Below are 845 nucleotides of genomic sequence, written 5' to 3'. Positions count from 1 at the left end.
GGTGCTGTTGCAAAGTGGAGCGGGCGGTGCCCGGACGCCGATCGAGAAGGCGGTCCACAACCCTGTAGCCCTGATCTCTCAGGCGTCTGCGAAGGCCTTCGCCACGATCACCACATCCGCGTTCGCCCGTCCGAAGGCGAACATCCTGCCTTGGCCTTTGCGCAGCGCATGCATCGCCTCCATACCCTGCAGTGTCCTGTACGCCGACACCGGATTCTTGAACCCGCCACCCTTGGGGCCCAGAATCCGTTTCAACCTGCCATGATCACCCTCAATCACGTTGTTGAGGTACTTCACCTGCCGGTGTTGCACTGTCTTCGACAGTTTCTTCCTGTCGATCAGCGTCGCTATCGCCGCTGTGTAGGTGGGTGCTTTGTCGGTGCAGATCACTCGGGGACCACCATCAGGGCCGCGGTGACCAGAACCACGCAGCGCTTTTCCCAGAAACCTCGTTGCCGCTTGCGTGTTGCGGCGGGTGGACATGTAGAAGTCGAGAGTCCGGCCGTCCTTGGTCACCGCACGGTAGAGATAGCACCACTTCCCACCCACCCGGATGTAGGTCTCATCCACCCGCCAGGAATCCGCGAACCAGGACGAGGTCTGGCGGTACCAACGGGTACGTTTATCCAGTTCGGGACCGTACTTTTGCACCCAGCGGTAGATGGTGGTGTGATCCACCGGCACACCGCGTTCGGTCAGCATCTCCTCGAGATCCCGGTAGGACACCCCATACCGGCAGTACCATCGCACCGCCCACAGGATCACGTCTTTCGGGTAGTGGCGACCGGAGAAGATGCTCATGAGACCTGATCCTCACGTGCCATCCCCAACTTTGCAACAGCACC

The 845-nt window shown here is 60.6% G+C and carries 1 protein-coding gene; it reads right to left on the bottom strand.

Going from position 1 to position 845, the window contains the following annotated elements; translation table 11 throughout:
• Positions 1-78: 78 nt before the first annotated feature.
• Entirely contained in the window at positions 79-801 is a 723-nt protein-coding gene (locus ACT3S3_RS15255; protein ID WP_444615243.1) for an IS6 family transposase, read from the bottom strand.
• Positions 802-845: the final 44 nt, after the last annotated feature.

This window comes from Corynebacterium sp. AOP40-4SA-5 (assembly GCF_052377355.1).
Classification (GTDB): Bacteria; Actinomycetota; Actinomycetes; order Mycobacteriales; family Mycobacteriaceae; genus Corynebacterium.
The sequence above is the reverse complement of the archived record's forward strand: the minus strand, read 5'-3'. Positions and strand labels throughout refer to the sequence as shown.